Origin of the sequence: Paraburkholderia sp. Ac-20347, assembly GCF_017104805.1 — a bacterium.
GTDB classification, from domain to species: Bacteria; Pseudomonadota; Gammaproteobacteria; order Burkholderiales; family Burkholderiaceae; genus Paraburkholderia; species Paraburkholderia tropica.
Genome location: NZ_JAAGPN010000001.1, coordinates 1 through 24,436 on the forward strand (window position 1 = coordinate 1; position 24,436 = coordinate 24,436).

A 24,436-nucleotide genomic window follows, 5' to 3' on the forward strand; every position below is an offset into this window, starting at 1 on the left:
TGCGGGTGCCGTCGGCGCAGCGCCGCAAGCTGCTGCGCGCGGGATTTGGCGGCGTGGCGCTGGCGCTTGCGGGCGTGGCGCTGCGCGAGGGCGTGCATCGGCTCGGGCTCGACGCGGACTGGCAGAGCGCGATCGGCGAACGGCGCACCGTGAGTCTCGCCGACGGCTCGCAGATGACGATCGACGCGGGCAGCCGGGTTTATCGCGTCGATCGTAGCGATCGCGGCGTGGCGTCCGGCGACCGCGTGCTGCGCGTGTCGGCGGGGCAGGTGCTCGTGCATATGCACGCGTCGCATGCGGGACTTCTGCGCAGCATCGAAACCGAACATGGCGTCGTGCAGACCGAAGGCGGCACGATCAACGTGGGGCGCATCTATCGGCATAGCGTGGTCGCGGTGGGAAAGGGCGAGGCCGTGGTCCTGCAGCCGGGACGCCCGGCGCTGCGCGTGGCGGCGGGCGAGAGCGTCGCGTTCTCGTCCGATGGCGCGCGTCGTCTCGCGCAGCCGTTCGATCTCGTGAGCGCATGGACGCGCGGTATCTTCGTCGCCGACAACGTTTCGCTCGACGCGCTCGTCGACGTCTTCAACCGCTACGAGCCGGGCGTGATCCGCGTGACGGGCGAGGCCCGCGAGGCGCGCGTGAGCGGTGTGTTTCTGCTCGGCGACATTCCGCGCGCGCTCACGCAGGTCGCGGAAAGCGCGCCGGTCCGGCTCACGCGCGTCGGTCCGTATCTGAGCGTGTTCAGCTAGATTTTTTCGCGTACGCGCTGACGCTTTGCGCGTCTCGTTGCACAAGGTGGGCAGAAGCCGCTCGCGCGGCTGTTCCCCTAACCGATGCAACGTGACGGAGTCCCCGCCGTGCGCAGATATTCTTTCGCCGTGCGCGTGCTGCCAGCCTTGCTGGCGCTGCTCGCCGCGTTTCCGTTGCACGCCGCGCCACGCACGATCCTGCGCGACGACTTTGCGTCGTTCGACGCGCGTCGCTGGATTGTGGAGGCCGAGCCTGAGTACGAGACTGTGCCATCGACGAAAGCGAGCATTGACTCGCATTCGTCACGCGCGTCGCCACCGGTCTACACCGATCACCACGCGCTGGTGCTCGACAGCGCGCGCGGCCTGACCGTCTGGCTCGACCGGCGGCTCACGGGCCACTACGAGATCACCTATACGCGCACCGTGGTCGATGCGGGCGGCGCGCATGATCGTGTCTCCGATCTGAACCAGTTCTGGCTGGCCAGCGCGCGCGGCTCGAACGGTCGCGTCGCGCCGTTCGGCGGTTCGGGTCGCTTCGAGGATTACGACGCGCTCGATCTGTTCTACGCGGGCATCGGCGGCAACGGCAACACCACGACGCGTTTTCGCCGCTACGACGGCACGAGCGCGCGTCCGCTGCTCGCGCAATACACGACGCCGCCCTGGCTGCTGCGTGCGAATCATCCGTATCGCGTGCGCATCGTCGTCGACGGGCGCGGCACGCGTTTCTATCTCGACGGCAAGCCGTATTTCGCGGCCTCGCCGCCGCTGCCCGACGCGGGTTGGTTCGGTTTTCGCTCGACGGCCTCGCGCCAGACCATCCGCGACTTCTCCATTCGCGCGCTGCCTTGAAGGCGTCGCGCGTTGCCACTGCTCTTCACTGTATGACGCCGATGATGACCTTCCCGCATTCCCTTCGCCCGCGCCGTGCGGGCCTTTCCTCTTTGTTGTTCGCCGCGCTCGCGCTGTTCGCCGCAACGGCGCATGCCGACGACGCCCCCGTAACGGTGAGCGAAGACGCTGGCACGATCACGCTCGACAACGGCATCGTGCAGATCCGCGTCGAACGCGACGACGGCTATCTCGCCGCGATCCGTCAACACGACGCGATGGGCTGGCACGACCTCGGCGTGACCGCGCAGCGCGCCGCCTACGAAGCGCATGGCGATGACTTCGAAAACGACCCGGAAAAAGCCATGTACTGGGACGCGAACGCCGACGTTGCGGTCGTGCCGCCGGGCTACAAGGAAGACAAGAAAGGTTATTTCCGCATGCGGCCCGGCGAGGCGCAGGTGAGCGTGGTGGCGAACACGCCCGAGCGCGCCGAAGTCAGCGTGCGTTCGCGCCCGACACCCGTGTTTCCGTTCGATATCGACGTGCGTTACACGCTATTGCGCGGCCATAGCGGCTTCTACGCGCAGGCCGAAGTGCATCACGGCGCGGATCAACCGGCGGCGACCTTCTATCAGAACCGCTTCGTCGTGAAGACGGTGATGGACGGCACGTTCGATCACTGGGCCGTGGGCGACGGCAAGTTCGTGCCGATTCCGCAAGGCGCGATCAGCCGCGAACTGAGCGACGCGACCTTCCAGCTCGACGACGGCACGATCAAGACCAAGTACATGAATTCGGTGTTCTGGTCACAGGTGCCGGTGTACGGTTACGTGGGCGCGCAGCGCGGCCTCTGGATGATCGAGGCGAGTCCCGAGTATCACAACGGCGGGCCGGTCAAGCAGGGCCAGACGCTGCACGACAACGTGTTGCTGCGGGTGCTCCAGTCGGTGCACTTCGGCGCGTCGGCGGTCGTGCTCAAGGACGGCGAGGACTGGCGCAAGGTCTACGGTCCGTTCCTCGTCTACGCCAATCGCGCCGACGGCCCCGCCGCGCTGTGGGCCGACGCCGAACGCCAACACGCGAGCGAAGTCGCCGCGTGGCCGTACACGTGGGTCGATACGCCCGCGTATCGGCAGACGCGCGGCGAAGTGAGCGGCAGCGTGAATCTGGCAAATGATGCATCAAAGCCCGCATCAAAGCCCGCATCGAAGCCCGCATCGAAGCCCGTGACGCACGCGTGGGCGATCCTGTCCGACCCCGGCGTGCCCTGGAGCGCGCAGAACAAGGGCTACGCATTCTGGAGCGCGCTCGACGACGTGGGTCATTTCGATCTACACAACGTGATTCCGGGCGTCTACGATCTGCATGTGAGCGGCGCGGATCAACCCGAGGACCTCGTCGTGCGCAATGTGCGCGTGGGCGCGGACCAGCATCTCGATCTCGGCGCGATAACGTGGCCCGTCGAGGAGCCGGGCGTGCGCCTCTGGCAGATCGGCCGCTTCGATCGCTCGGCCGCGGAATTCCGCAACGGCGACGACGCGCGCAACTATCAGATGTTCCGCCGCTATCCGAAGCAGTTTCCGCACGATGTCGATTTCGTGATCGGCAAGAGCGATCCCGCGCGCGACTGGAATTACGCGCAATGGACCGTCTACGCGCAACGTCCGGACTGGCGCATTCATTTCGATCTCGACCGCGCGCAATCGGGCAAGGCCACGCTGACGATCGGCTTTGCGTCCGCGCAGCCCGAGCAGGGCAAGACGCTTACCGATCTGCGCGTGGCCGTGAACGGCACCGAGGTCGCGCAGATCCGTCTGCCCAAGACGGGCACGGCGGGTTATCGCGGCAGCGCGCAGGATTCGCCGTACAACGTGCGCGCGATCGTGTTCGATGCGGCGTTGCTGAAGGCGGGCGAGAACACGGTGAGCCTCTATCACGCCGACGGCGTGCCCTACGCGCGTTTCACGCTCGCGGGCCGCGATCAGCGCGTGCCGGCCAACACCACGCCGGGCCAGGTGATGTACGACGCGCTGCGGCTCGACGTGGACACACATGCGGACAAAAACGCCGCCGTATCCAACCCCTAAGCGCTCTGCCGCGACGCCAGCAGCCAGTTCGCGAGCCGCTGCGCGCCGTCGGGCAATTCGGCGTCGGCGCGCCAGCAGAGATAATAGTGACGGCCGTCGTCGAGTTCGTGGTCGAACAGCTTGCGCAGCGCGCCCGACGCCAGCTCGCGCGAGATCAGCGGCGCGCGCAGCAAGGCCGCGCCGAGGTCGGCGAGCGCGGCGCTCAAGGTGAGCTGGCCGTCTTCGAACAGCGGGCCTTCGACGCGCGTCATGTGACGCGCGCCCACGCTTTGCAGCCAGTTGACCCAGGTGCTGCGGTCTTCGTCGTGCACGAGCGGCACGCCGACGAGATCGGCGGGTTTGCGCAGCGGCCCGTAACGCTGCAGGAAGCGCGGCGTGCAGACCGGCACCACCGCGCCCGACATGAGCGGCGTGCTCGTATAACCGACCCAGTCGCCCGTGCCGAAGCGAATCGAAAGATCGGCCGCGTCGCTGCGGTAATTGCGGTGATTCGCGTAGAGCACGGTTACGTCCACGTCTTCATTCGCCGACAGGAAGTCGTGCAGGCGCGGAATGAACCAGCCCATGCCGAACAGCGGAATCAGGCTGATCGTGATCTGCCGGCGCGACGAACGCTCGCGCACGAAGCCCGTCGCGCTGCGCAGCACCGAAAACGCCGCGCTGATCGAACGGTAATAATCGCGGCCTTCGTCGGTGAGCACGAGCGAGCGGCCGTTGCGCACGGTGAGCGGCGTCTGCACGAACGACTCCAGCAACTGAAGCTGATGGCTCACGGCCGAGGGCGTGATATCGAGCTCCTGGGCCGCCGTGCTCACCGAGCCGTGGCGCGCGAAGGCCTCGAAGGCGCGCACCGCGCGCAGCGGCGGATCATCGGAGAGTTGCTGAATTTTTTTCATGTGTCGAATTATATCGAACGCACGATGCGTCGGGCATTCCTTATTTTGTATCGATAAATCAGTTATTTAAGTGCAAACTGAGCGGGCTGACATAACGATAGAACGAAAGGTCATTTAAGCGTGCGTGGGCCAAACCTTAATCTTTTTCAACTTTCGGAGCTCGCGTAACAGACGCCGGCTTCCTGACTCAACGTATAAGACACGCCCACACGCTCATGAAAAAGAACGCTTTGTTGTTGCCGCTCGCCGCGCTCGCTGTCTCCGCTTTCGCGCCCGGCGCGCACGCCCAGGACGAACAGGTCGTGCTGATCGGCCTGGCCGCGCCGCTCACCGGCGCATCCGCGCGGATCGGCAAGGATCTGGAAAACGGCGCGCAGCTCGCCATCGACGACGCCAACGCGAAGCATCCCACGCTCGGCGGCAAGCCCGTGCTCTACAAACTCGTGAGCGCCGACGATCAGTCCGATCCGCGCACGGCCGTGACGGTCGCGCAGCAACTCGTCGAGCGTCATGTGGTGGGCGTGGTCGGCCACTGGAACACCGGTTGCAGCGTGCCTGCCGCGCGCGTCTATCACGACGCTGGCATCGCGCAGATCGCGCCGGCTTCCACGGGCCATCAGTACACGCTGCAGGGCTTCGACACCTCGTTCCGCATCATGGGCCACGACGACGACAGCGGCGCCTACACCGGCGCTTACGCCGTGAAGACGCTCAAGGCGCAGCGCATCGCCGTGATCGACGATCAGACCGCCTTCGGTGCGGGCCTCGCGAACCAGTTCATCAAGGGCGTGCAGGCCAACGGCGGCACCGTGGTCGATCATCAATATGTGACCGACAAGACCATCGACTTCAGCGGCGTGCTCACGGAAATCAAGGGCAAGCGCGCGGATCTGGTGTTCCTCGGCGGTATCGACGTGGAAGCCGCGCCGCTCGTGCGCCGCATGCGTCAGCTGCATATTCAGGCGCCGCTGCTGGGCGCGGGCGGGTTCGTCAGCCAGACCTTCCTGAAGCTCGCCGGTCCGGCGGGCGAGGGTGTGACGGCGCTGGAGCCGGGCCGTCCGCTCGACCGCATGCCGGGCGGTCCCGCCTTCGACGCGCAATACCGCGCGCGCTGGCATGCGCCGATCGAACTGCACGCGCCGTTCGCCTATGACGCGGCCGCGACGTTGATCGCCGCCACGCAGCAGGTGAATTCCGCCGATCCGAAGAAGATCGTCGCCGCGCTGCATTCGATTCGCCGCGACGGCGTGACCGGCACGATCGCCTTCGACGCGCAAGGCAATCTCAAGGATCCGGCGTACACGATCTATCAGGTGCGTGACGGTAAGTGGGTTGTGGTCGATGTGCTGGGCGGCGGGTCGTCGGCGCAGGCTGCGAAGCCCGCAGTTGCGAAGACCGCCGCAAAGACTGCAGCGCGCTGAGCGGAGCGAGGAGAACACAGCATGACGCAAACTCATCACGAAGGCGGCGCGGAAGAAGTTAGTTCGCAGGAAGTCAACGTCAACGGCGTGACGCTTGGCATTCTCGAACGCCGCCGTATCGAAGCGGAAATCATCAAGCCGATCTACGAGATCATGAAGCGCGAATTCGGCGTGGAGCGCGCGCAGGCCGTGATCGGCGAAGCGGTGCGCGGCGCGGCGGTGAATGCAGGTCGTGAGTTCGCGGCGCGCGAGCCGAATGGCGCGAGCATCGCGTCGTTCGTGGCATTGCAGGTGCTTTGGGAAAAGGACGACGCGCTCGATGTCGAAACGCTGCGCGCCGACGACGAAGCCTACGACTACGACGTGAAGCGCTGCAGCTACGCAGAGATGTATCACGCGATGGGGCTGGGCGAAATCGGCCATCTGCTCAGTTGCGCGCGCGACAGCGAGTTCATCGCGGGCTACGAGCCGGGCGTCGAACTCACGCGCACGAGCACCATCATGCAGGGCGGCAAGCGCTGCGATTTCCGCTATCGCGTGCGCGATGCGCAAGGCGGTACGCATGGCTGAGATCGATACGCCCAACAAGCTCGATACGCTTGAAACGCGCGCCGCGTTGCGCGTGAATGGCCCACGTTTGTGGGACTCGCTCGAACGCATGGCGCGCATCGGCGCGACGCCCAAAGGCGGCGTCTGCCGTCTTGCGCTGACCGAACTCGATCGTGAAAGCCGCGATCTGTTCGTGCAGTGGGCGCGCGAAGCGGGTTGCGAAATTCGCATCGACCGCATCGGCAATATCTTCGCGCGACGCGCGGGCCGCGATGCGAATGCCGCGCCTGTGCTGACCGGCTCGCACGCCGATACCCAGCCGACCGGCGGCCGTTACGACGGCATCTACGGCGTGCTCGGCGGGCTCGAAGTGCTGCGCGCGCTCAACGACGCGAACGTGCAGACGGAACGGCCCATCGAAGTGGTCGTGTGGACCAACGAGGAAGGCTCGCGCTTCGCGCCCGCGATGATCGCGTCGGGCGTCTACGCGGGCGTTTATCCGCTCGATTACGGACTCTCGCGCAGCGACGCGTCGGGCACGACGATCGGCGAGGCGCTTGCGCAGATCGGCTATGCGGGCGACGCGCCCGTGGGTGGCACGGCGGTGCATGCGGCGTACGAACTGCACATCGAGCAGGGCGCGATTCTTGAACGCAGCGGCAAGACCATCGGCGTCGTTACGGCGGGGCAAGGGCAGCGCTGGTACGAGATCGAACTCGACGGCGTCGATGCGCATGCGGGCACCACGCCGATGGATCTGCGTCGCGATGCGCTCGTGGGCGCGGCGCGCGTCATCACGTTCGTGTCGGCGCTCGGGCGCAGCTATGCGCCGTACGGACGCGCCACGGTCGGCATGATCGAAGCGAAACCGAACTCGCGCAACACGGTGCCGGGACGCTGCTTTTTCACGGTGGAGTTTCGTCATCCCGAATCGGCGACGCTCGCTGAAATGGACGCGAAGCTGCGCGAGGAACTCACGCGCATCGCGCACGAAGAGCAGCTTGGTCATCGCATCGAGCAGATCTTCGATTACGCGCCCGTGCCGTTCGCGCCGGAATGCGTGGAGACGGTGCGCCGCGCGGCACAAGCGCTCGATCTTTCGCATGCGGATATCGTCTCCGGCGCGGGCCACGATGCGTGCTATCTCGCGCGCGTTGCGCCCACGGGCATGATTTTCGTGCCCTGCATCGACGGCCTGAGCCACAACGAAGCCGAAGCGATCACGCCCGAATGGGCCGAAGCGGGCGCGAATGTGTTGCTGCATTCGATACTCGCCAGCGCGGGTTGAATCGTCGCCGTTTAATCTGCTGCGGCGGACGAAAACACGCGGACCATATTACGCGCTGAGAATTGCTTATTCCACTGCGTAATTTAAGGGGTTTTCAGGCGAATCGGCGCTCAGCGCGTTGCGCCGATTCGCGCTAAGGTGTGCCTTTTCGTTTCCGCGAGAACGTCATGGCCCACAGTCGTCAATTGCGTCAATTGCATCTGGGCGCCTTCATGCGCCCCGTCAGCCTGCATACCGGCGCGTGGCGTTTTCCGGGCGCATGGCCCGATGCGAATTTCAATTTCGCACATCTGAAACGTCTCGCGCAAACGCTCGAAGCCGCGCGCTTCGACGCGTTTTTCATGGCCGATCATCTGGCCGTGCTGAACATGCCGGTGAGCGCGCTCAAGCGCGGCCACACCGCGACCTCGTTCGAACCGTTCACGCTGCTTTCCGCGCTCGCGGCCGTGACGTCGAAGATCGGCCTCGTCGCCACCGCGTCGACGACCTTCGATGCGCCTTACCACGTCGCGCGCCGTTTCGCTTCGCTCGATCATCTGAGCGGCGGACGTGCCGGCTGGAATCTCGTCACCACCTCGCATCCCGATGCCGCCTTGAATTTCGGCCTCGACGAACATGTGGAGCACGACGAGCGCTATCGTCGCGCGCGCGAATTCTTCGACATCGTGACCGGCCTCTGGGATAGCTGGGACGACGACGCTTTCATACGCGACGTCGCGAGCGGCGAGTATTTCGATCCCGAGAAAATGCACGTGCTCGATCACAAAGGCGAGCACTACTCGGTGCGTGGGCCGCTCAATATCGCGCGGCCGCCGCAAGGTTGGCCCGTGATCGTGCAGGCGGGATCGTCGGAAGCCGGACGCGAACTCGCGGCGCAAACCGCCGAGGCCGTGTTTACGGCGCAGCCGGATCTGGAGACGGGCAAGCGATTTTATGCGGACGTGAAAGGGCGTCTCGCGCGCTACGGGCGCGAACGCGATCATCTGAAGATCCTGCCGGGCGCATTCGTGGTGGTCGGCGAAACGCTCGACGAGGCGCGCGAGAAGCGCGCGCTGCTCGACACGTTCGTGCATGCGGAAAGCGGGATTGCGTCCTTGTCGATCGCGCTGGGTCACGATGTTTCGCGCTTCGATCTGGACGGGCCGCTGCCGGACATTCCCGAAAGCAATGCGAGCCGCTCGGCGCGTCAGCGCGTGGTGGACTGGGCGCGCGAAGAGAACCTGACCGTGCGCCAGCTCGCGCAGCGCGTGGGTGGCTATTCGGGACTGGAGATGGTCGGCACGCCCGAATCTATCGCCGACGAGATGGAGCAATGGCTCGTGCAGGAAGGTAGCGACGGCTTCAACGTGATGTTTCCGTTTTTGCCTGCGGGCGTGGACGATTTCGCGTTGAAGGTCGTGCCCGAGTTGCAGCGTCGCGGTATTTTCCGGCGCGAATACACGGGCGAGACGCTGCGCGATCACCTCGGTCTGCCGCGCCCCGCGAACCGCTTTTTCGCGCGTTGATTCGTCGGAGTTTCGTCAGAAAAACGCGCCTGTTGGCGGCAGTTGACCGTTCAGCAGATTCTGGCCGAGCAGCCGCTCCTTGTAGAGACGCGGATTGTGCGAAGCGATCACCTTGATATTGCGCCAGTGCCGGTCGAGCGCGGCGACGCTCGACACGGCCGAACCCGAACCGAGGTCGATGAGCCAACTCGCCACTTGCGGCGCGAGATCGTCGATCACGACCTTCGCTTCGGACGCGGCGAGCGTCGCGGCCAGTGTGCTCGCATATTCGTCGGGCGTGCCGTGGTGCGTGAGGGCGTCCTGCAGCGCCTGCACGGCGCGGTCCGCAGTGGCTTCGATACTCGCTGCGTAGGCGCGGATGCGGCCGAGCAAGGCCTGTAACGCGGGCTCGTCGGCGGGCTGCGCGGCTTCGCCGTGGTAGAAGTTGCGCTGTCGCGTGCGCAGCACGTCGACAGCATCCCACACCACGCGCCGCGCGATCCCCGCGATGCAGTTGCTCAGATAGACCTGGTGGAACGTGAAGCCCCACGGCGCGGCGTCGGGCTCTTTGGGCGGGTCGGGCGGATAGACGTGCTCGGGCCGCACCACGACATCGCGAAACCGTGCCGTGCCCGAGCCGGTGAGGCGCTGGCCGAAGCCGCGCCAGTCGTCTTCGGTGGCCACGCCGGGGCCGCGTTCGAGCACGTATTGCACGGTCGCGTTCGCGCGGCTTTCGATCGCCTGGCCGACGAAGGCGTCGTTGTAGAGATTGCCCGTGGCGTAGACCTTGTCGCCCGATCCCCGGTAGACCTGCTTGCCCGCATCCCATTCGAGCCGGCTGAGCACGCGGCTCGAGCGCGCGCCCGCGGCTGTCGCATCGCTCTCGACGAAACTGAGCCCGACGGTCTTGCGCTGCCGCGCGAGATCGAGCACGTGCGCATGGAACGGATGCTCGCGGCGCTGCAACGCCGCTTCGACTTGCCAGAGATGATTGCGAAACGCGTGAGCGATGTTCGAATCGGCGGCGGCGAGATCGCGCGCGACCGTAAAGAGCCCGCTCAGCGACACGCCGTGGCCGCCGTCTTCGACGGGCAGACGTAGCGCGCCAAAGCCGAGCGCTTTCAGCGTGGCGATGGCTTCATGCGGCAGACGTTGCTCGCGTTCGCGTTGCGCCGCCGTCGCGGCGATCTCGTTGATCGTCGCCGCGAGTCCGAGCGAGGCGGACAGCGCGGAGACCTGCGCGACCGGATTCGCGGCCTGCGTGGAAGATTCAGCCATACATTTTCCTGTTCATGGCGCAGCGGGCTGCGCCGGGACGGCCCGCCTGGTGCCGGTTAGTGCCGGTTCGTGCCTCAGACCTTGACGCTGTAATCGGCGACCTTGATCGGCGCGCTGATGATCTTGCGTTGCGCGAGCCAGTCGGCCGCGCGCTGGAACTGCGCCATGAAGGCCGCGTCGTCGGGTTCGTGAAACTGGTTCACGCGCTTGAGACTCGCGAGATAGTCGCGGACCTGATCCGGATATTTCGCTTCACGTTGCACGAGCCGTTCCGATTCCTCGGGATGCTGCGATTGCCACGCGCCTTCGACGTAATACGCATCGAGCACGGCGCGCACCAGTTCGGAGTTTTCTTCCGTGAATTTTCGGCGCGACACCAGCGAGCTGTAGTCGATCAGGAAGTCGAGATCGCGTCCTTCGTTGAAGATGTCTTTCGCGTCGTTTGCATAACGCGCGATATCGACGGCGGGCGACCACATCGACCACGCGTCGACGCGGCCTTGCGCGAACGCGGGCGCTGCATCGGGCGGATTCAGATAGACGAACTCAACCTTGCTGCGATCGACATGATTTTTTTCGAGCGCCGCGATCAGCAGAAACTCGCCGAGTCCGGAACGGTTCACCGCCACTTTGCGGCCCGCGAGATCGGCGACCGAATTAATCTTGCTGCTCTTCTTCACGATGATCGCGGTAGAGCGCGGCGAGTACACGTCGAAACCCGTGAAGACGATGGGCGAACCGGCCAGCATCGCGGCGAGCGCGGGCGTAGTCGATCCCCAGAAGCCGAAATCGGCGCTGCCGCCCACCACGGCCTGGATCGAGGGCGCGTGGTTCGGGAAGGGACCGACCCATTCGACCTTGATGTTTTTCGCGGCCAGCGTTTTCTCGAACACGCCGCGCTGCTTCGCGATATCGGGCAGCGCGCCATAGCCCCAGCCGATGCGCACGGTGTCGGTGTTGCGCGTGAGTTTGGCTGGCGGCGTAGCTTGGGCCGCTTGGGCGGCTTGAGCTGCGGGAAGCAGGCGCGCGGCGGCCGCGCCGGCCAGCAGTCCACCCGCCGCGCGCAACAGGCGACGGCGAGTCAGTGAAGCGTCGTTCATTCGGTATCCTTGTTAATTATGTAGCGTGTTTCAGAGCGTCAAAGCCTCAGTGCTCCTGCACGCCGAGTTCCGCGAGGAGCGTCTGCCGCAAGGCGTGCGGCGTGTGATCTTCAGGTTGAAACGCGGCCGCGATTCGCCCCGCACGCATGACGAGAATGCGATCCGCGAGCACGAGCGCTTCGTCCACGTCGTGCGTCACGATGAGCACGCCTGGCGCGTGACGTGCCACCAGCTCCTTGACGAGCCCGTGCATCTTGCGGCGAGTGAGCGCGTCGAGCGCGGCGAACGGCTCGTCGAGCAGCAACAGCGCGGGATCGCGCACGAGCGCGCGAGCGAGCGCGACACGCTGCGCCTGACCGCCGGAGAGATGGCGCGGCCAGTCAAGTTCGCGTCCTGCGAGGCCGACTTCGGCCAGCGCGTGCGACGCGCCGCTGCGTCCGATGCTCGATTCGTGGCCGAGCGCGACGTTCTCCCACAACGTCGCCCACGGCAGCAGACGATGCTCCTGAAACACCACGGAAGGCCGTGCGGGCGCGCGAATCTGTCCCGCGTCCGGTGTGTCGAGGCCCGCGAGCGCGCGCAGCAGCGTGGTCTTGCCGCAACCGCTTTCGCCCAGCAACGCGACGAATTCGCCCTTGCGAATATCGAGGTCGAGTGCGTCGATCACGACGCGCGAGCCATATCGGCGCTGAAGTCCGCGTACGGATACGGCCAGTGTCGAGTCGGCGGAGGCGGTTTCGATGTCGTTGTCGATATTGTTGCCGCGCTGAACCGAGGCGTTCGCGCGCGGCGACAAAGTGGCGGAAGCGCTCATGCTTTTTCTCCCTTCGTGTAATTCGCGTGCCACGACAGGAAGCGCGTTTCGAGCGCGCGAACCAGCGCGTCGGCGACCACGCCGATGATCGCGTAAATAATCATGGTCAGCACAATGACGTTGGTTTGCAGGAATTCGCGCGCGTCCATCGCGAGAAAGCCGATGCCTTTGGTGGTCGCGAGTGTTTCGGCGATCACGAGCGCGAGCCATGCGTGGGCGAGCGCATAACGCACGCCGGTGAGGATGGCGGGCATCGCGCCCGGCAGAATGATGCGTCGCACGACGGCGGGCCATTTCATGCCGATCACCTTGGCCAGTTCCATCAGCTTCGGATCGATCTGGCGAATGCCGAGCATCGTGTTGATATAAACGGGAAACAGCACGGCGAGCGCGACGAGAAAAATCTTCGCGCCTTCGCCCACGCCGAACCACACGATCACCAGCGGCAGCATCGCGAGAAACGGAATGGCGCGCACCATCTGGATCGAGCGGTCAAAAAGGGCTTGCGCGAGCCGCGAAAAGCCAACGAGCACGCCCAGCGCCAAACCGATCGTGCCGCCGATCAGAAAGCCGGTCAGCGCGCGCAGCAGCGACACGCCGAGGTGCACGAAGAGGTCGCCGCTGCGCGCGAGATTCCATGCGGTTTCGGCGACGCTGCTGGGCGACGGCAGCACTTGCGGTTCGATCCAGCCCACGCGCGCGGCGAACTCCCAGATCGCGAGAATCAGAATGGGGATGGCCCACGAGAGCCGGTTGTAGAAGCGGTCGCCGCTGAATAGCGAGGTAGCCCGCGACGGTGAGAGGTCGCGATGCGAGGAAGAGGTGACGTCAGCCATGTCGGTTCCGTGATGGAGATGAACGGAGATAACCGTGGGTAAAAAGCCTTCCATGCGGTTGGCTGCGAGGCAGGGTTCGCCCGACATTCGGGGGAGCGGCGGTTGTCCGCACGCTGTATTGCAAAAATCCGCGTTTGTGCGCCATGAAGCTGGCTATTAAAAGCGCATAGGCATGGCGCTGACAAACGGTTTTTTATGCTTTGCTTTTCGGAAATGCTGCGCTGGAAATCACACTTGACTCATGCGCGTGTTGCATGATTAAATGTGAAAAATATGTTTGTAGGGAATGGTGATCGCGCGCTGCTCAGCCGCTGTCGAGTGGCCTGACTCGACAGCCTTCGCCGTTATTTGGCGGTTTGCGCCGGAAAGTAATCGGGCAGGCGATAGCCCTGATACGTGGCGTTGCGCAGGATGGCGGTGCGAAAGGCGTCGGCGCGATAGGCGGCCACAATATCGGCGGTTGCCTGTGAATTTCGGTTCGATGCTTTCACGACCACCTGGTTCACATACGGCGACTGCATGTTTTCGAGCGCCAGCGCTTCAGTCAGCTTGTGGCCGCTGGAAATGGCGAAGTTGCCCTGAATCGCCGCGAAATCCACGTCTTCGAGCGCACGCGGCGCCTGCGCCGTATCGAGCGGCACGATGCGAATCCCGGCGGGATTGGCGATCACATCATGTTCGGACACATCCACGGGATTGGGATTCTCGCGGATGCGGACCCATCCCACCGCCTGCAATATCTTCAGCGCGCGTTCGAGATTGACGGGGTCGTTCGGCACGGCCACCGTGGCGCCGTGCTTCACATCCGATAGCGCATGATGGCGCGTCGAATAGAGGCCCATCGGCGGCGTCGGCACCTGCACGACGCCCACGAGGTCCGTGCCGTTGCGGTCGTTATAGGCTTTCAGATAGACGCTGTGCTGCATTACGTCGGCGGCAATTTCGTCGTGCCACACGGCCTGATTCGCTTCGAGCCCCGTGCTGAAATTCACGTACTGCACGGTGTAGCCCTTGAGCTTGAGCTGCGGCTCCACGCCTTCGCGGAATTCATCGGCATACGGACCGGGAACGAAGCCCACGCGCAATACGCGCGGCGCGGTGTCGGCTGCGTGCGTGGCCGGCGATTGCAGCGCGAACAGGGCAATCGTGGCGAGTAACGTTCGTGTGAATAATCGATGCCGCATGATGGCTCCTTGCACGTGGGCTGAATGAAGTCATCGATTATTCGTAAGCGCCGGGCGCGCGGTCAAACAACGAAAAGTGCAATGCGTTCGTGCGCGCGTGGTTTGCTTCGACGCTGTGGTTACGCAGCGGTTACGCAGCGCGCGCCATGACGTGCGAGTCCAACGCAGGCGCAGGCATAACCACATGCCAATTCGGTGGTTAGATGCATGCCGCCGTCTCCCTATACTTTTTCTCCTGGTGAATTTCGCGTTTCGGGAGTGCGAGCGAGATGAGTAGAACTTCGGCGGCCAATACACCGCGCCAGTTGCATCTGAACGTCAATATTCTGCACTCGGGTTTTGTGCCGTCGGCATGGCGTCTCGACGATGCCGATCCGCGCGCGTTCGTCGATGTCGCGCATTACGTGCGCGTCGCTCAACTCGCCGAACGCGCGAAGTTCGACGCGGTCTTTCTCGCCGACAATGCGGCTATCGTCGATCAGATCGACTTTCGTCCGATCACCGCGCTCGAACCGACGATTCTGCTCGCGAGCATTGCCGCGGCGACCACGCATATCGGCGTGATCGGCACGGCGTCGACGAGTTATAACGAGCCGTATAACATCGCGCGCCGCTTTGCCACGCTCGATCATGTGAGCGGCGGGCGCGCCGGCTGGAACGTCGTGACGACGGCCGATCTGCCCTCGGCGCGCAATTTCGGCCACGATACGGTGCCGGACCACGCGCAGCGCTATGCGCGCGCGGCCGAGTTCACCGAGGTGGTCAAGGCGCTCTGGGATAGCTGGGACGATGATGCTTTCGTCGGCGACAAACAGGGCGGCCGCTTTATCGACGTGACGAAAGTGCGGCCCGTGGCGCACGAAGGGCGCTTTTTCAAGGTGCAGGGGCCGCTGAATCTGCCGCGCTCGCCGCAAGGGCACCCGGTGCTGGTGCAGGCCGGTGCGTCGGGCGATGGCCGCGATCTCGCCGCGCGGCATGCGGAGGCGGTGTTCTCGGCGTCGCAATCGTTCGAGGAGTCGGTGGCGTACCGGCGCGATCTTCACGCCCGCGCCGCGGCTTACGGGCGTGCGCAAGGCGTGCAGGTGCTGGCGGGGCTCACGACCATCATCGGCGCAACCGAAGCGGAAGCGTTAAAGCGCCGCGATGAACTCGTCGATCTGATTCCGTGGCGCTACAGTCTCGCGCGGCTGGCCGGCACGCTGGGCATCACGCCGGACCAACTCGCTCTCGACGCGCGCCTGCCCGACAATCTCGCGCTGCCGAACGGCGGCAACGGCAATCACACGTTCTTTCACGCGACGCTGGCCGAGGCGCGGCGTGGCGGTTATACGGTGCGCGAGCTGATTCGCGCGCTTGCGGGCGGCGGCGGGCATCGCGTGATTGTCGGAACGCCCGAGCAGATCGCCGACGATATCGAACACTGGTTCAAGGGCGAAGCCGTCGACGGTTTCAATCTGATGCCGGACGCGTTGCCGGACGGTCTTGCTGCATTCGTCGACGGCGTGGTGCCGATTCTGCAGCGGCGCGGACTCTTTCGAACCGAATACGCGGGCGGTACCTTGCGCTCGCATCTCGGTCTCGAGCGGCTGACGCGGGTCGACGTAACGGTGTAACGACGTGACGACTTAAATGCCTGTGATCCGGCTGCGTATTGCATAAGTATTCCTGAAATGCTTGGTTGTCCGATGAAATATCGAGGAATAGATTGGACCTTATGCAATGCCACGGAGGCGTCGTTATGTCGATTCCGATTTCATCCCTGTTTTTCAAGGTATTCCGCAGCGAGCCTGCGCGTTCACGCGACATCGTTGAAGCGAAAAATGCGCGCGAGGAAACGCACGAACGCGTGGAGCGCGCCGCGCTCTATGCGCGGCACGGATACTTTCACTTGAGCTATACGCCGCTGCTTTATCCCTTCGTTCCGGAAATCCCGCTCGAATAAGCGCGATCATCGTCCCTGCGCTTGCCTGCGCGTTTAATCTCGCGCGTCGGCAAGCGTCACGTCTTTTCAGTCCCAGAAAACAAGTGCGCGCAATTCAATACTGCGACGCGGCGCGGCGTCCTCCGGCGTGTGCGGATCGTCGAAAGCCGTGTGCGCGGTGAATCGCGCCGTCCCTTCCTCGCGCGAATCGTAGATCTTCAGCAACAGCACTTCGTCGGCACGCAGACGGGGAAAATAAAACCAGCGATGTCGCGCGTTCGCGAGAAACGAATACGTTTCCCCGGTTTTGTCGCGGTAGACGAGATCGGTGGGCACGAGATCGTCGGGCGCAATGGAGCGTGCGTCGCAGAGCGCGAGCGGCAATTGCTCGACTTCGTTCAAGGGCCGCCACAGATTGATGATCGCGAAGCGCCGCTGAAGACGCTGCGCGGCTTCGTCCGCGTTCAGATGATCGCGGACGCGCCTCGGCCCCGAAACGAAAGTCTGATCGTTATGCACGCGGCGTACCGGTTCGCGCAGCGCGGCGTTGTCGCGCGAACCGCGTGCGCTGTCGCGCAGCGTGTGATCGAAGATCACGACTTTCGCGGCGCCCGTAACCGTGCGCAGCAGCGCTTCGGCTTCGGGCAGATAGACGTCGCGAATCTGCGCCTCGTCGCTGAAATCGTGCAGCGCGCTCGCATGCGCCACGTGCTGGAAGCCTTGCGTGTCGAGCGAAATACCGCCGCTTTGCGCGAGCGGGCGCGCATTATGAATCGTTACACGGCGCGGATCGAGCGTGCCCGAACTCCACGGTATGCCCGCGGGCGGTTCGAACGTGTAATTGACGGGCCGGACTGTGCCCGGCGCGAGATAGTTGAGTTCCGCTTCGACGGACGGGGCGGCGAACGGCAGCGCCTGCGCGTCCGGGTGGGCTGGCGGGGCGGCTAACACGGTGCTCATGAGTGCTCCGATGATCAGAACATACGTTCAAGATCATTCAAAGCTAGTCGCCGGCCGAGCTTTTTAGAACGAACGAAACCTCATATGGTTATGAGGCGGCGTTTGCCACTACGCGTACAGAATCTTGATGCCGAGACCGGTGATCCAGTTAGCGAATTCGGCATCGAGCCCTTCATCGGTAATCAGATAGTCGATCTGGTCCATCGCGCCGAAAGTCGCGAACTCGCGCTTGCCGAACTTCTTCGAATCGGCGAGCAGATACACGGTTTTCGCCGCGTCGATCATCGCGCGCTTCACGTGCAGGTCGATAAAGTCGGGATAGGAAATGCCCGATTCCATGGCGACGCCGCCCGCCGCGAGAAAGAGTTTGTCGACGAACATGCCTTCGAAAAAGGTCGATGCCTTTTCGCCCGACACGGCAATCGTCTCCGCCTTGAAGATGCCGCCCGTGAGCATCACGCGGTTGGTCGGCTCCGCGCCGAGCAGGATCGCAATGTTCAGCGCGTTGGTGACGATGCGCAGATTCTGGCGGTCCAGCAGATTGTTCGCGAGTTCGGTGGTGGTCGCGCCGCAATCGAGAATGACGGCGTCGCCGTTCGCGATAAGCGTCGCCGCCTTGCGGCCGATCTGCGCCTTTTCCTCGCTCGTCGGCAGAATGCTGGCGCTCGGCGCTTTGGGGGCGGGCTCGGCTTGCGCGGTCTTGAGGCGCACGTTGCCATGAACGCGCTCGACGTGTCCGAGGCGCTGCAACTCGTCAATGTCTTTTCGAATAGTGGGCATCGAAACGCCGAATTCGCTGGAAAGCTCCGAAAGCTTCACCAGCTTGGCCGCCTGCACCTTTTCGAAAATCTTCTCTGTTCTGGTCCTTTGGTCCATGTTTTTTCCCTGCAAGCCGCCCGCGCCCGCAAACCCGGACGTTATGGGTTGTATTTTGCCCGATTCGCGGCCGTATCGCGACCGACCTGGTGTTTTCCCTCTTTGCTTTTATTTCTCTTTGACTTTCTAAGGAAAGTAACAGAAACTGCATTTCACGCAAACAGGAAGTTCGGGAGCAGGGAATGGAAAACCCCTACAAGCAGTCTGGCGAGCCGCTGCACAGGCGGGCGCAGGAGATCCGCAAGAAGATCTGCGTGATGAATTCGGCGGCGAAGAGCGGCCATACGGGCGGCGACATGTCGGAAGCGGACATCCTCGCGGCGCTGTATTTCCATGTGCTCCGCTACGAGGTGCAGGGCGATCGCACCGTGAAGTGGCAGGACGAATTCATTCTCAGCAAGGGTCACGGCGTGGGCGGTCTGTATTCCTGCTTCGCGGAACTCGGCTGGCTCGAAGGCGCCGAACTGCCCACCTATCTGCAGGACCATTCGCGGCTGCCGGGCCATCCTGTCAGGCAAAAGCTGCCGACGCTCGTGACGGTCAACACCGGCGGCCTCGGTCACGGCATGCCGATCGCGGCGGGTCTCGCGATGGCCAAACAGCGCCATGCTCAAGCGTCGGAAGGCCCGGTCGGGCGCGTGTTCGTGCTGACCGGCGACGGCGAACTCGAGGAAGGATCGAACTGGGAAGCCGCGATGGCGGCGGCGCATTTCGAGCTGTCGAACCTCGTCGTGATCGTCGACCGCAACCGCCTGCAACTCGCCGACTTCACGCACAAGATCATGGATCTCGACCCGCTGGACGAGAAATTCCGCGCGTTCGGATTCGAGGTGCACGACGTCAATGGAAATGATTCGGACGCGATTTGGAAACTAATCGAAAGTCTCGATGGGGGAAATGGAAAGCCGAAAGTGTTGATCGCGCACACCATCAAGGGCCGTGGCGTGTCGTTCATGGAGAACGTGCCGGCCTGGCATCACAAATTCCCTGACGAGCAACAACTCAAGCAAGCACTGGAGGAGCTGGACCATGCGTAATTCCGCCGATTTGCGCGACGGTGCGGTCAGCGCGCTGAGCCGCCTGACGGCTGCGGGCCAGGACATCATCGTGATGGTGGCCGACTCCACCTCGACCTCGAAGATCGGCCCGTTTCTCGAAACCTATCCCGAACGCGTGATCAACGTGGGCATTGCCGAGCAGAACATGGTCGGCATGGCGGCGGGCCTCGCGCTGGGCGGACATATCGTATTCACGGCCAACGCCGCGCCGTTCCTCGTGGGCCGCGCGAACGAGCAGGTCAAGAACGACATCTGCTATAGCGCCACCAACGTGAAGATGCTGGGCCTGAACGCGGGCGTGGCCTACGGTCCGCTGGCGTCCACGCACCATGCGATCGACGACATCTCGATCATGAGCGGCTTCGGCAACGTGCAGATTTTCGCGCCGTGCGACGAAGCCGAAGTCGTGCAGATGATCGACTACGCGGCCGCCGTCGACGGCCCGGTCTACATCCGTCTCGACAACGCGAAATTTCCCGTCGTTCACGACGCGTCGTACCGCTTCCAGCCGGGCCGTCCCGACGTACTGATCGAAGGTCGCGGTGTGGCCGTGATCGCGCTGGGTTCGGTGGTCGGCGAAGCGCTCGAAGCGTGCGAGCGTCTGCAGCAGCAAGGCGTGCATCCGACGCTCGTGAATCTTTCGTCGCTGCGTCCGCTCGATCAGGACGCGCTTGCGACGATCATCGAACGCCACGACGCGATCGTCACGGTCGAAGAACATTCGCTGCATGGCGGAATTGGCGCGATGGTCGCGATGTTGATGGCGCGCCGCCAGATTCCGCGCCGCCTGACCACGCTCGGCGTGACCGAAGGCGAATTCGCGCAATACGGCACGCGCAAGGGCATTCGCCGCCATTACGGTATCGACGCCGATGGCATTGCCGAAGCCATACAGGCACAATCCGCGCGCTGACGCAGAGTGTCGCGACGCGTCGCACAGCATTTCATTGCCGCCCCCAGAGGCACAAGAAGGAGACAGAAAAGTGAGCATTCAATATGACATGTCGCTGCGCCACGGCGTCGATTTCGACTTTCGTCTGGACGGCAAAGTCGCGGTCGTGACCGGCGGCCTCGGCGGCATCGCCATGGCGACCAACACGGCGCTGATCGCGAAAGGCGCGCGCGTTGCGATCCTTTATCCGGCATTCGAGGAGCCGCGCGTGCAGGCCGCCGTCGAAGAACTCGGCGCAGCCAACGCGAAAGCTTTCGCCTGCGATGTCGCCAACGAAGCCGACGTCGAGCGCGCCATGAAAGCCGCCGTCCAGCATTTCGGCGACATTCATCTGCTCGTGAACGCCGCGGGCTGCATCACGCTCACGCCTGCTGAAGATATCGGCTTCGACGAATGGCAGAAGCAGATCGCCGTGAATCTCACCGGTCCTTTCCTCTGTTCAAAGCACTTCGCGCGTCACGTATTGGCGCGCGGGCATCGCGGCAAGATCGTCAACATCGCCTCGCAGGCGGCGACCGTCGCCATTGACCAGCACTGCGCCTATACGTCGGCGAAGGCGGGCTTGATCGGCATGACCAAGGTGCTCGCGAAGGAGTGGGCCGCGCGCGGCATTACCGTGAATACGGTGTCGCCGACGGTGGTGTTGACGCCGATGGGCGCGGCCGCCTGGGACGGTGAAAAAGGCGAGAACATGAAGAAGCTGATTCCGGTGGGCCGTTTCGCCTACACCGACGAAATTGCCGCCGCCATTCTGTTTCTGCTCTCGAACGGCGCGGACATGATTACCGGCGCGGACATCATGATCGACGGCGGCTACACCATTTGCTGACATGGCAGTGCGGGTGCGGCATCGCGCAAGGCGAGCCGCTTCTTGAAGAAAAAGAAGTTCAATCCGGAGACAAAACATGTGGAAGAAGCTTGCACTCACGGCCGCGGTCGCTGCCACCTGCGTAGCGGCACTGCAACCGGTCGACGCGCTCGCGGCGAGTAAAGGCACGATCGCGATTCTGGTGAACGCGCTCGACAATCCGTATTACGCGGCTGAAGCGAAAGGCGCGGAAAAGGAAGCGAAGAAACTCGGTTACGACACGATCGTGCTTTCGCATGGCGAGGACGTCAACAAGCAAAACGAACTGGTGAATCTCGTCATCGGCAAGGGCGTGAAGGGCATCATTCTCGATAACGCCGATTCGAATGCTAGCGTGGCGACGGTGCGCACGGCGAAAGAAAAACACGTGCCGGTGGTGCTGATCAATCGCGAGATTCCGAAAGACGGTATCGCCATCGCGCAGCTCAGCCATAACAATCTGGAAGCCGGTTCGGAAGTCGCGCAACGCTTTGTCGAAGCGATTGGCGAAAAGGGCGACTATGTGGAGCTGACCTGCAATCTCGCGGACAAAAACTGCGTGACGCGCTCGCAGGCGTTTCATCAGGTGCTCGACCAGTATCCGGATCTGAAGATGGTCGCGCGTCAGGACGTGAAGGGCGCGCTGCTGCCGGCCAAGCAGGCGATGGACTCGATTCTTCAGGAACATCAGAACATCAAGGGTGTGATTGCGGGTAATGGTCCGGCGGCGCTCGGCGCAATTGCTTCGCTCGATTCGGCGAATCGCAAGGACGTGATCGTCATGGGTATCGACGGCAGCAACGACGAACGCGATTCGATCCGCGCGGGCAAGCTGAAAGCCACCGTCATGCTGCAGGCGCAAGGTATTGCGCAGCACGGCGTCGATCTGCTCGACAAATACATTCGCACCGGTTCGACGGGCGAACCCGAACGTCAGCTCACGCGCGGCATCCTGATCACAAAGGACAACGCCTCGAAAGTGAACGATTTCTACTACACCAAGTAACGGATTGCCGGTGTCAAACGGGCATGGCGTGCGCCGTGCCCGTGGAAGTCTTCAAGTGAGGTCGTCATGGTGGATTCGATTGGCGCAGTGGTGCGACGCACATTCGGCGGCGCTGCGAAAAGCTTGCGGGTTGTGCTGGGCGTGGGCGTCGTTGCCGCCGTGGGCGGCTGTCATGTCGTGACCGATCAGGAGCTGGCAGCGATTCGCGCGCAAGGCCAGCATCACGGTCCGGATCCGGTCAAGATGTTCAACGACCAGATGATTCCGTATGCCGACAAGAACGCTAAACCCGCGGCACAGGTGATCGGCGCGCTCAGCCAGAATTTCGACGACGCGTGCAAGCAGTACGGGTTCCGCCAAAGCTCGGCGTTTCCCTGCAATTTCTGGATTCGCGTGGCGGGCAAGGTCACGCGTATCGACACGACTTCGCGCGTGGGCCGCGCTTACGTGGACGTGACGCCCCCGAGCGGCGGCGAAGCGGTTCATGTGGCGCTGGAGACCGGTCCCGTTGTGATCGGCACCGGCGTACGCGATGGTTTTCCCGGCGTGAAATATGGCGACTTCGACGATCAATCGAAATTCGCGGTGTTCGGCCAGGAAATCAACAAGCTCGTCGTCGCGCATGCGCAGGAATCGCTCAAGCTCAAGGTCGGTCAGAGCGTGGACGTGGCCGCGGTTTATAGCAGCTGGAGCGAACCGGCAGGCGAAATTCGGGCGATACCGGTGGCATGGAAATGAGCGAAGCGATCGAAGCGAATGAGGCACGGCTCGCGAACTCCGTGAATGTTATCGAAACGCGCGGTCTGTCGAAAATCTATCCGGGCACGGCTGCGCTCGTAGAAGTCGATTACAAGGTTCGCCGCGGCAAGGTGAACGTGTTGATCGGCGAGAATGGCGCGGGTAAATCGACGCTGATGAAACTGCTCGCGGGCGCGGAAACGGCCACGTCAGGCGAGATTCGCATCGACGGAAAAGTCGCCGCGATTACCGATGTGCGCAGCGCCGAAGCACACGGCGTGGGCATTATCTTTCAGGAGCTGAATCTCTTTCCCGACCTGAGCGTCGCCGAGAATATATTTACCGGCAACGAGCTGACGAGCGGCGGTGTGATCCGTTCGAAAGACGAAGTGCATCAGGCGAAGATTTTGCTGGACCGTTTGCAGATTCCGATTAATCCGCGCACGCGTCTGGGCGATCTTTACGTCGGCCAGCAGCAGCTCGTGGAAATCGCCAAAGCGCTCTCCAAGCACATCAAGGTGCTGATCATGGACGAGCCGACTTCCGCGCTCTCGCGCCACGAAGTGGAGATTCTCTTCAAGATTATCGGTCAGCTCAAGGAAGAGGGCGTGACCGTGATTTATATCTCGCATCGCCTCGAAGAAATCATGGCGATTGGCGATTGCATCACGGTGCTGCGCAATGGACGGCTCGTGGCCGAAGACGATATCGCGGACATCGATATTCCGTGGATCATCGAAGCGATGGTTGGTTCGTCGAAGAAGCGCTTCGCGTTTGAACAGCACGCAATCGGCGAAGAAATCCTGAAGGTCAACGATCTGGCTTTAAAGCGCTCGAATGGCATTTACGCCGTCGATCATGTGTCTTTCTCGGTGCGTGCCGGTGAAGTGATCGGCATTTACGGACTCATGGGCGCGGGCCGCACCGAACTCCTCGAAACGCTGCTGGGCGCGCAGCCGCACGCATTGGGCGAAATCGAACTGGCGGGCAAGGCGATCGAAGATCTGCCGATTCCGAAGCGTATCGAAGCGGGCATCGCGCTGGTGCCCGAGGATCGCCAGAAGCAGGGCATGATTCAGCTGATGTCGATTCTCGAGAACATGACCTTGTCGAGTCTCGGCAAGTTCGTCAACCGGCTGAAATTCGGCGCGCTCAAGCGCGAGAAGCAGGTCGAAGCGGCCGAGGACATCGTCAAGCGGCTCGCTATCAAGGCCGCCTCGGTGGACGCGCCGATCACATCGCTTTCCGGCGGCAACATGCAGAAAGTGGTGATCGGCAAGGCGCTGCTGACGTCGCCGAAAGTGCTGCTGATGGACGAACCGACGCGCGGTATCGACGTGGGCGCCAAGGAAGACGTCTACAAGACGATCAGCCTGCTCGCGAAGTCCGGCATCGCCGTCATTTACGCGACCTCCGAACTCGACGAGGCCGTGGCGGTTTCCAATCGGGTCTTCGTGATGGCGAGCGGCAAGCTCACGGCCATCATGGAACGGTCACAGTTTGACAGCGAACGCATCGTGCGCGCATCGACACCGGCCACGGCAGTGGTCTGAGG

At 63.3% G+C, this 24,436-nt stretch carries 23 protein-coding genes; 15 read left to right on the forward strand and 8 right to left on the reverse strand.

Annotated features, from left to right (window positions below; all coding sequences use genetic code 11):
* The 3 genes from G3N97_RS00005 to G3N97_RS00015 form a co-directional block, all read left to right on the forward strand.
* On the forward strand, nt 1-749 hold a 749-nt coding region (locus G3N97_RS00005), incomplete at its 5' end, for a FecR domain-containing protein (protein WP_205991293.1).
* A gap of 108 nt (nt 750-857) precedes the next feature.
* Nucleotides 858-1,604, forward strand: coding sequence for a DUF6250 domain-containing protein (locus G3N97_RS00010; RefSeq protein WP_205991294.1), 747 nt, complete (start codon nt 858-860; stop codon nt 1,602-1,604).
* A gap of 44 nt (nt 1,605-1,648) precedes the next feature.
* Complete coding sequence (locus G3N97_RS00015) at nt 1,649-3,673, forward strand: polysaccharide lyase family protein (protein ID WP_241030269.1); 2,025 nt, start codon at nt 1,649-1,651, stop codon at nt 3,671-3,673.
* Here the strand turns inward: G3N97_RS00015 and G3N97_RS00020 are convergent.
* Entirely contained in the window at nt 3,670-4,569 is a 900-nt protein-coding gene (locus tag G3N97_RS00020; RefSeq protein ID WP_205991296.1) for a LysR substrate-binding domain-containing protein, read from the reverse strand. The two genes, G3N97_RS00015 and G3N97_RS00020, sit on opposite strands and share 4 nt — an antisense overlap.
* 215 nt (nt 4,570-4,784) lie before the next feature.
* Here G3N97_RS00020 and G3N97_RS00025 point away from each other — a divergent pair, with 215 nt between their 5' ends.
* From G3N97_RS00025 to G3N97_RS00040, 4 genes are all read left to right on the forward strand, one after another.
* Nucleotides 4,785-5,990 carry a branched-chain amino acid ABC transporter substrate-binding protein gene (locus G3N97_RS00025; protein ID WP_205991297.1) on the forward strand — a complete coding sequence of 402 codons (1,206 nt, stop codon included), beginning with the start codon at nt 4,785-4,787 and terminating at the stop codon, nt 5,988-5,990.
* Nucleotides 5,991-6,011: 21 nt separating this feature from the next.
* Nucleotides 6,012-6,560: an L-2-amino-thiazoline-4-carboxylic acid hydrolase gene (locus G3N97_RS00030; RefSeq protein WP_205991298.1), complete on the forward strand. Its 549-nt coding sequence runs from the start codon at nt 6,012-6,014 to the stop codon at nt 6,558-6,560.
* A complete protein-coding gene (locus G3N97_RS00035) occupies nt 6,553-7,827 on the forward strand; it encodes a Zn-dependent hydrolase (RefSeq protein ID WP_205991299.1) in 1,275 nt (424 codons plus the stop codon). The genes G3N97_RS00030 and G3N97_RS00035 overlap by 8 nt, the downstream gene beginning before the upstream one ends.
* A 167-nt stretch (nt 7,828-7,994) precedes the next feature.
* Nucleotides 7,995-9,332, forward strand: a complete 1,338-nt coding sequence (locus tag G3N97_RS00040) for an LLM class flavin-dependent oxidoreductase (RefSeq protein WP_205991300.1) — start codon at nt 7,995-7,997, stop codon at nt 9,330-9,332.
* A gap of 15 nt (nt 9,333-9,347) precedes the next feature.
* Here the strand turns inward: G3N97_RS00040 and G3N97_RS00045 are convergent, their stop codons facing one another.
* From G3N97_RS00045 to G3N97_RS00065, 5 genes are all read right to left on the reverse strand, one after another.
* Nucleotides 9,348-10,589, reverse strand: a complete 1,242-nt coding sequence (locus G3N97_RS00045) for an acyl-CoA dehydrogenase family protein (protein ID WP_205991301.1) — start codon at nt 10,587-10,589, stop codon at nt 9,348-9,350.
* 74 nt (nt 10,590-10,663) lie between these two features.
* Nucleotides 10,664-11,689 carry an NrtA/SsuA/CpmA family ABC transporter substrate-binding protein gene (locus tag G3N97_RS00050; RefSeq protein ID WP_205991302.1) on the reverse strand — a complete coding sequence of 342 codons (1,026 nt, stop codon included), beginning with the start codon at nt 11,687-11,689 and terminating at the stop codon, nt 10,664-10,666.
* A 46-nt stretch (nt 11,690-11,735) separates the two neighbouring features.
* Nucleotides 11,736-12,503 carry an ABC transporter ATP-binding protein gene (locus G3N97_RS00055; RefSeq protein ID WP_205991303.1) on the reverse strand — a complete coding sequence of 256 codons (768 nt, stop codon included), beginning with the start codon at nt 12,501-12,503 and terminating at the stop codon, nt 11,736-11,738.
* Complete coding sequence (locus tag G3N97_RS00060; protein ID WP_205991304.1) at nt 12,500-13,339, reverse strand: ABC transporter permease subunit; 840 nt, start codon at nt 13,337-13,339, stop codon at nt 12,500-12,502. The genes G3N97_RS00055 and G3N97_RS00060 overlap by 4 nt, the downstream gene beginning before the upstream one ends.
* A gap of 344 nt (nt 13,340-13,683) precedes the next feature.
* Complete coding sequence (locus tag G3N97_RS00065; protein ID WP_205991305.1) at nt 13,684-14,523, reverse strand: MetQ/NlpA family ABC transporter substrate-binding protein; 840 nt, start codon at nt 14,521-14,523, stop codon at nt 13,684-13,686.
* 269 nt (nt 14,524-14,792) lie between these two features.
* Here G3N97_RS00065 and G3N97_RS00070 point away from each other — a divergent pair, with 269 nt between their 5' ends.
* Together G3N97_RS00070 and G3N97_RS00075 are read left to right on the forward strand one after the other, a co-directional pair.
* Nucleotides 14,793-16,136: an LLM class flavin-dependent oxidoreductase gene (locus G3N97_RS00070; RefSeq protein ID WP_205991306.1), complete on the forward strand. Its 1,344-nt coding sequence runs from the start codon at nt 14,793-14,795 to the stop codon at nt 16,134-16,136.
* 125 nt (nt 16,137-16,261) lie between these two features.
* Nucleotides 16,262-16,465, forward strand: coding sequence for a hypothetical protein (locus G3N97_RS00075; protein ID WP_205991307.1), 204 nt, complete (start codon nt 16,262-16,264; stop codon nt 16,463-16,465).
* A gap of 66 nt (nt 16,466-16,531) precedes the next feature.
* Here the strand turns inward: G3N97_RS00075 and G3N97_RS00080 are convergent, their stop codons facing one another.
* Both G3N97_RS00080 and G3N97_RS00085 read right to left on the reverse strand, forming a co-directional pair.
* A complete protein-coding gene (locus tag G3N97_RS00080) occupies nt 16,532-17,404 on the reverse strand; it encodes a CmcJ/NvfI family oxidoreductase (protein WP_241030262.1) in 873 nt (290 codons plus the stop codon).
* 108 nt (nt 17,405-17,512) lie between these two features.
* Nucleotides 17,513-18,280: a DeoR/GlpR family DNA-binding transcription regulator gene (locus G3N97_RS00085; RefSeq protein WP_205991308.1), complete on the reverse strand. Its 768-nt coding sequence runs from the start codon at nt 18,278-18,280 to the stop codon at nt 17,513-17,515.
* A gap of 182 nt (nt 18,281-18,462) precedes the next feature.
* On the opposite strand from G3N97_RS00085, the gene G3N97_RS00090 reads away from it, so the two are divergent.
* The 6 genes from G3N97_RS00090 (at nt 18,463) to G3N97_RS00115 (ending at nt 24,434) form a co-directional block, all read left to right on the forward strand.
* Nucleotides 18,463-19,317 (forward strand): transketolase, encoded by an 855-nt coding sequence (locus G3N97_RS00090; protein ID WP_205991309.1) that lies wholly within the window; start codon nt 18,463-18,465, stop codon nt 19,315-19,317.
* Nucleotides 19,310-20,251, forward strand: coding sequence for a transketolase C-terminal domain-containing protein (locus G3N97_RS00095; RefSeq protein ID WP_205991310.1), 942 nt, complete (start codon nt 19,310-19,312; stop codon nt 20,249-20,251). Before G3N97_RS00090 ends, G3N97_RS00095 begins: the two co-directional genes overlap by 8 nt.
* Nucleotides 20,252-20,321: 70 nt before the next feature.
* Nucleotides 20,322-21,119, forward strand: coding sequence for a GolD/DthD family dehydrogenase (locus G3N97_RS00100; protein ID WP_346777991.1), 798 nt, complete (start codon nt 20,322-20,324; stop codon nt 21,117-21,119).
* Nucleotides 21,120-21,195: 76 nt separating this feature from the next.
* Nucleotides 21,196-22,143 carry a D-ribose ABC transporter substrate-binding protein gene (locus G3N97_RS00105; protein ID WP_080180739.1) on the forward strand — a complete coding sequence of 316 codons (948 nt, stop codon included), beginning with the start codon at nt 21,196-21,198 and terminating at the stop codon, nt 22,141-22,143.
* Nucleotides 22,144-22,209: 66 nt separating this feature from the next.
* Complete coding sequence (locus tag G3N97_RS00110) at nt 22,210-22,881, forward strand: DUF2291 family protein (RefSeq protein ID WP_205991311.1); 672 nt, start codon at nt 22,210-22,212, stop codon at nt 22,879-22,881.
* Entirely contained in the window at nt 22,878-24,434 is a 1,557-nt protein-coding gene (locus G3N97_RS00115) for a sugar ABC transporter ATP-binding protein (RefSeq protein WP_205991312.1), read from the forward strand. The genes G3N97_RS00110 and G3N97_RS00115 overlap by 4 nt, the downstream gene beginning before the upstream one ends.
* Nucleotides 24,435-24,436: the final 2 nt, after the last annotated feature.